Below are 4,170 nucleotides of genomic sequence, written 5' to 3' on the forward strand. Positions count from 1 at the left end.
CCTGTGCCGGAGAGGTCATCAGAGAAAAGAGATGACGGCAACAGGAGTGACCTTTCATGCAGATTTCCCAGCAGACCCTTCAGGACATCAAGGACGTTGCCGGACTGGCCGGTGGGGTCTTCGGCTTTCTCGCCCTGGTCTTCGCCTTTACGTGCCTGCCGAGCTTTCTGGCTGGCCCGGTGCCCCATCATTATCTCGCTTCCGCCTCCCACACGACCCACGGTCGGGGCTGAAGCTTCCACGTCTCCGAACGCCCCCCAGACCCCGCCATCGTGCGGGGTTTTTCATTTCTGATCCGAGGAAATATCCCATGATCGTCACTTTCGACCGCGCGCTGATCGAGCGCCTTCTCGCCCATGCCGAGGCCGCGTCCGAGCGCCGTGCCACGCTGACGCAGCTCTTTGACAAGAGGCTGCGCAAGCCCGGGCACGGCGCGCGCGAATGGGGCCGTCAGGACGACGTCGATCCTGCAAAGATCCCTGCGGGTCTGTGGCTGGTTGGAGATCACGGGATCTACATGATGTCGAACGGGCTTCCCCTTCTGCCGTCCGATGACGGTCAGAAGCCCAATCTGTGCGCGTATGCACGCGAAGCGGACCCGGCACAGAACGCGGGCAGGGCTCATGACGTCAAACGCCAGGCTTTTGGCGGGGATGACGGATGCGAGTTCCTGGAGGCGTCGCTTGTGCGGCACGCCCTCAGGCAGGCGTCAGTCGACACACTGCGCATGACCATCACCCCGGAAACCCTCGAATTTCTGGCCTGACCGGCCGTCCTTGAAATCCTTCAGGAGAAGAAAAATGTCCGATGCTACGCCTGCCATGGTGTCTGCGGGTCCGCACTCGCGCGACCAGATCTGGGCCTCGGCCGTGGCTGTGGCGGCTGACAGCGTGGAGCAGCTGAGACGCTGCGACGTCGACCGCGTCGTCTCCCTTGTGGACGCGGCGGATCGCACCGCACTGACGGGCTGGCTGATCGCACGGCGGCCCGATCTTGCCGGCGCTGTCGCGGAGGCTCTGTCCGCGCTCGCGCAGGAGGCCTACGCATGAGCCTGCTGTTGCCACACCTGCGGCGCGTCCGCATTGAGGCCGAGGGCTGGAGCTCACCGCAGGACAAGGCGAAACTGGCCAATGCAATCCTCGCCTTTGTTGCGAAAGGATTGCCGGAGGAGGGGTTCAGCAAGGCGCTGTACCAGCGCGTCAGCCAGATGTGGGGGTTTATCGCCTGCTTTAACCGGAACGGCTTTGCGGGCCGGTATTTCAGCTCGACGCAGGGGCGTCTCGCCTTCCTCGATCAGATCATCGCGCGTGGCGGGATCGGCGATCCCGCCTGGACCTGGTCAGACGTGGAAAGCCGGATCGCGGCTCTTCTGGTCGAGCATCAGGTGCTGGACCTGTACCGCGCTGAACTGCGCCAGGAGACTGTCCGAGGCGAACAGGCGCTGTTGCGCAGGCTGATCGACCGTCACGGCGTGCCGGCCGATCATGCAGGCCGCATCTCACTGGCTCCGGCGTTGGCTGCACCGCTGTCCCGGCAGCAGCCTGTTCAGATGGGTCTGCTCTGACACGTTGCGCTGTCCGTGACGGCGCAGGAGCCCGGATCGTCGATCAGTCCCTGAACGACCTCCCATCCGCCCAGAATATTCTGGGCCGTCTCCCAGGCGACGATCTCGGCGCGCAGCGCCTGCGCAAGATCGTCATAGATGCCGTCGCGCTGCAGATCTTCGATCTCGCGCCGTTCCGCCTGTTCCGTGAGGGACCGTGCGTCGGAAACCCGGGCCAGTGCCCGACCGACCAGAAGCGTCAGCCAGTCAGACGCCATGCGCTGACGACCCTCCCGCGTGTCGGGCAAGGGGGTGGCTCCGAAAATCTGTCGCGCCCTCTCGCGTCCGAACGCACGGAGGCGCTCAACCTTTCGGGGCGGCGTCACGTCGCGGGTTTCAGCAAGCGACCGCAACTGCGTCTCGGGCAGGATTGCGTCGGTGAGCGCGTCCAGGGTCGGCGCACGACGCCGTTCCTGGGGAAAGCGGATCACCGTGGCGGTCTGATCTGTCTGTGCACTCATCGGTGTCCTCCTGTCGTTGTGCGGTAAGCGTAAAGCGCGCCACAAATAAAAGTCAACAAAAACAACGAGATACCGGTCTCATTCGGCCCTCACGGAAACCTCTGAGGGCAGAAAAGAGACGCACGGGAAAGAGAAAGAGGAGGGAGGGAAGGGGCTCTCATGGGGCAGGCGTCGCAGCAAGGGTGCGTCGCTCCGCTCCCGGCGCACAGCGCCGCCCTTGCCACGCCGCCCGCCCCACGAGGCTGCCGATCGGGAACGAAATAAACCGAGAGAGGCAGAGCATGTCCAAGCGCAGGAAAACAGATCTGACAGCAGCCCGTAAAAAGGCAGAGATTTTTGGGCCGGACACGGTTCTCTTTGCAGATCTTGAACTCGGAGAAGCCTTTCGCATGGCTGGGGCAGAGCTGGGAGCCGTGTATCGAAAGGTTCGCCGCAACCACTACATGCACGACGGAAAGCGATGCCTTGCGAGCGACGGTCGTGCCGTCAAGCGCGCTTCCCTGCCTGGGACGGAAGACTGAGATCAGGCCCGCTGATCCTCTCCTTCCTCCACTGACATCAGGGCCGCAGCGCGGCCCGCATCCGGCAAAAAAATACAAGAAAGGAACCGCATCGTGCAGGTCCAGACCCTCACAGCTTCGTCCAGTTTTCTTCCCGCGCTTGAGGCGCCCGTCTTTCACCGCGCCGTCTCGGCAGGCAAGACCATTGGCCGCGCACGGCGCTTTTACGCGGAAGCCGATCACCTGGCTGATGACGCGAATGACGATCGTCTCGGGGCGGCGTTACGCGCCGCACTGCGCCGTGACGCCAGCGCCGCCCATCGTTCGGCGCAACGCACACTACTGAGTGTCTCCCATTGACAGCCCTGATCCTTCACTCACAACAGGCCGTGTCATCCTGGCATGCACACCACAGGCATCCGGGAGGAAAGGGAATGGCGATGCGACACCACAGAGCGGGGCTTGCCCTGAGCGCCCTGTTCTGGGCCACCGCAAGTCAGGCGGCACCGGCCGGGTGCGCCGAGTTTGGCGGAGACGGCCAGCTTCCGGTTCTGACCAACGAGGCGCTTGGGCAGCAGACCGTGCTTCTGTGCAATGACGCCTTTGCTGTCCTGCATTCGGGCATCAGTCATGGCCCCCTTTGGACGGCAGAGCATCTGACCGAGGAAGACCTGGAACGCAGCATGCAGATCGGCCGGGTCGTCCGGTTCTTCCATGCCGATCCCCGTCTGTCCTTTGAGGATCGGGCCGAGCTGAGCGATTACCGCGCGGCGGATTATGATCGCGGCCATATGGCCTGTTCGGGCGATGAGCCAAGCCGTCGCGCCCAGGAGCAGAGTTTTGCGCTGTCCAATGTGGTCCCCCAGACCCCGGAACTGAATGAAGGCATCTGGACGGGTGTGGAAATGGCGGTGCGTCGTCTCGCACAGCGCGAAGGCGAACTTTACGTCGTGACCGGTCCGGCATTCGGAACGTCGGTTAAGACCATCGGATCGCATCGGGTTTTTGTGCCCTTTGCGACCTGGAAGGCTGTTTACGATCCCGCCGAGGACGAAGCAGGCGCGTATTTCTGTCAAAATAGCAGCCAGCCAACCTGTACGATCATCAGCATCGGCGCGTTGACCCAGGCGACGGGGGTAAACCCCTTTCCATCCCTGCCTGATGAGATCCGTCAGACGGCCATGACGCTGCCTCGCCCCATGAAAAGTCCTTATGCTGTTCGCATCCGGCCTGCTTCCGGAAGCCCTGTGCTGGAGACCGCGCCATGAGTTTTATTCCTTTCCTGGACGCAGGCGAAAGTGTTCGGATTGATGACCTGACGATTGAGAACGGCACTGAGCGGATCGCTCTGTACGGACGCCTCGAAATTCGAAGGGACCGGATCGGCCTGCAGGATATTCAGGCCCTGAAGGCTCAGATCGACGCCATTGCCCGCGAGCTTGAAGGATCGGCCCATCTTCCGGATCGCGCGCGCGTTGCTCGAGAGGACAGGGTGATTCCAAATCCTTTTGCGGACCGGGACTGTGCCTGAAGGTGTGGAGTGCCACAAGCCTCACTCCGGACAAGACGACCTTCCACCCCAGCTTCCTCCGCGCCCTTCGGTTGC

The 4,170-nt window shown here is 62.9% G+C and carries 9 protein-coding genes; 8 read left to right on the forward strand and 1 reads right to left on the reverse strand.

Annotated elements, in window-relative coordinates; genetic code table 11:
- Positions 1 to 56: 56 nt before the first annotated feature.
- From R5H23_RS15880 to R5H23_RS15895, 4 genes are all read left to right on the forward strand, one after another.
- Positions 57 to 233 (forward strand): hypothetical protein, encoded by a 177-nt coding sequence (locus R5H23_RS15880; RefSeq protein ID WP_157774492.1) that lies wholly within the window; start codon positions 57 to 59, stop codon positions 231 to 233.
- 77 nt (positions 234 to 310) lie between these two features.
- The gene (locus tag R5H23_RS15885) at positions 311 to 766 is read left to right on the forward strand and encodes a DUF3085 domain-containing protein (protein WP_317216011.1); all 456 of its coding nucleotides are present in this window, start codon (positions 311 to 313) and stop codon (positions 764 to 766) included.
- 34 nt (positions 767 to 800) lie between these two features.
- Positions 801 to 1,049 carry a hypothetical protein gene (locus R5H23_RS15890; protein WP_317216012.1) on the forward strand — a complete coding sequence of 83 codons (249 nt, stop codon included), beginning with the start codon at positions 801 to 803 and terminating at the stop codon, positions 1,047 to 1,049.
- Positions 1,046 to 1,564 (forward strand): hypothetical protein, encoded by a 519-nt coding sequence (locus R5H23_RS15895; RefSeq protein ID WP_317216013.1) that lies wholly within the window; start codon positions 1,046 to 1,048, stop codon positions 1,562 to 1,564. The genes R5H23_RS15890 and R5H23_RS15895 overlap by 4 nt, the downstream gene beginning before the upstream one ends.
- On the opposite strand, the gene R5H23_RS15900 is transcribed toward R5H23_RS15895, so the two are convergent.
- Complete coding sequence (locus R5H23_RS15900; protein ID WP_317216014.1) at positions 1,546 to 2,064, reverse strand: hypothetical protein; 519 nt, start codon at positions 2,062 to 2,064, stop codon at positions 1,546 to 1,548. The two genes, R5H23_RS15895 and R5H23_RS15900, sit on opposite strands and share 19 nt — an antisense overlap.
- A 281-nt stretch (positions 2,065 to 2,345) precedes the next feature.
- On the opposite strand from R5H23_RS15900, the gene R5H23_RS15905 reads away from it, so the two are divergent.
- From R5H23_RS15905 to R5H23_RS15920, 4 genes are all read left to right on the forward strand, one after another.
- The gene (locus R5H23_RS15905) at positions 2,346 to 2,585 is read left to right on the forward strand and encodes a hypothetical protein (RefSeq protein ID WP_062022268.1); all 240 of its coding nucleotides are present in this window, start codon (positions 2,346 to 2,348) and stop codon (positions 2,583 to 2,585) included.
- Between the two features lie 93 nt (positions 2,586 to 2,678).
- A complete protein-coding gene (locus R5H23_RS15910; protein WP_317216015.1) occupies positions 2,679 to 2,924 on the forward strand; it encodes a hypothetical protein in 246 nt (81 codons plus the stop codon).
- Between the two features lie 74 nt (positions 2,925 to 2,998).
- Positions 2,999 to 3,832 carry a DNA/RNA non-specific endonuclease gene (locus R5H23_RS15915; RefSeq protein WP_317216016.1) on the forward strand — a complete coding sequence of 278 codons (834 nt, stop codon included), beginning with the start codon at positions 2,999 to 3,001 and terminating at the stop codon, positions 3,830 to 3,832.
- Positions 3,829 to 4,095: a hypothetical protein gene (locus R5H23_RS15920; protein ID WP_062022255.1), complete on the forward strand. Its 267-nt coding sequence runs from the start codon at positions 3,829 to 3,831 to the stop codon at positions 4,093 to 4,095. Before R5H23_RS15915 ends, R5H23_RS15920 begins: the two co-directional genes overlap by 4 nt.
- Positions 4,096 to 4,170 lie beyond the last annotated feature (75 nt).

The sequence above is a fragment of the Gluconobacter sp. GP1 genome (assembly GCF_032913585.1).
Lineage (GTDB): Bacteria > Pseudomonadota > Alphaproteobacteria > Acetobacterales > Acetobacteraceae > Gluconobacter > Gluconobacter cerinus.

What these genes read in the sequence shown, in the direction of transcription:
- R5H23_RS15920 (WP_062022255.1), top strand. Translation starts at nt 3,829, where the DNA reads ATGAGTTTTATTCCTTTCCTGGACGCAGGCGAAAGTGTTCGGATTGAT.
- R5H23_RS15915 (WP_317216016.1), top strand. Translation starts at nt 2,999, where the DNA reads ATGGCGATGCGACACCACAGAGCGGGGCTTGCCCTGAGCGCCCTGTTC.
- R5H23_RS15895 (WP_317216013.1), top strand. Translation starts at nt 1,046, where the DNA reads ATGAGCCTGCTGTTGCCACACCTGCGGCGCGTCCGCATTGAGGCCGAG.
- R5H23_RS15900 (WP_317216014.1), bottom strand. Translation starts at nt 2,064, where the DNA reads ATGAGTGCACAGACAGATCAGACCGCCACGGTGATCCGCTTTCCCCAG.
- R5H23_RS15880 (WP_157774492.1), top strand. Translation starts at nt 57, where the DNA reads ATGCAGATTTCCCAGCAGACCCTTCAGGACATCAAGGACGTTGCCGGA.
- R5H23_RS15885 (WP_317216011.1), top strand. Translation starts at nt 311, where the DNA reads ATGATCGTCACTTTCGACCGCGCGCTGATCGAGCGCCTTCTCGCCCAT.
- R5H23_RS15905 (WP_062022268.1), top strand. Translation starts at nt 2,346, where the DNA reads ATGTCCAAGCGCAGGAAAACAGATCTGACAGCAGCCCGTAAAAAGGCA.
- R5H23_RS15890 (WP_317216012.1), top strand. Translation starts at nt 801, where the DNA reads ATGTCCGATGCTACGCCTGCCATGGTGTCTGCGGGTCCGCACTCGCGC.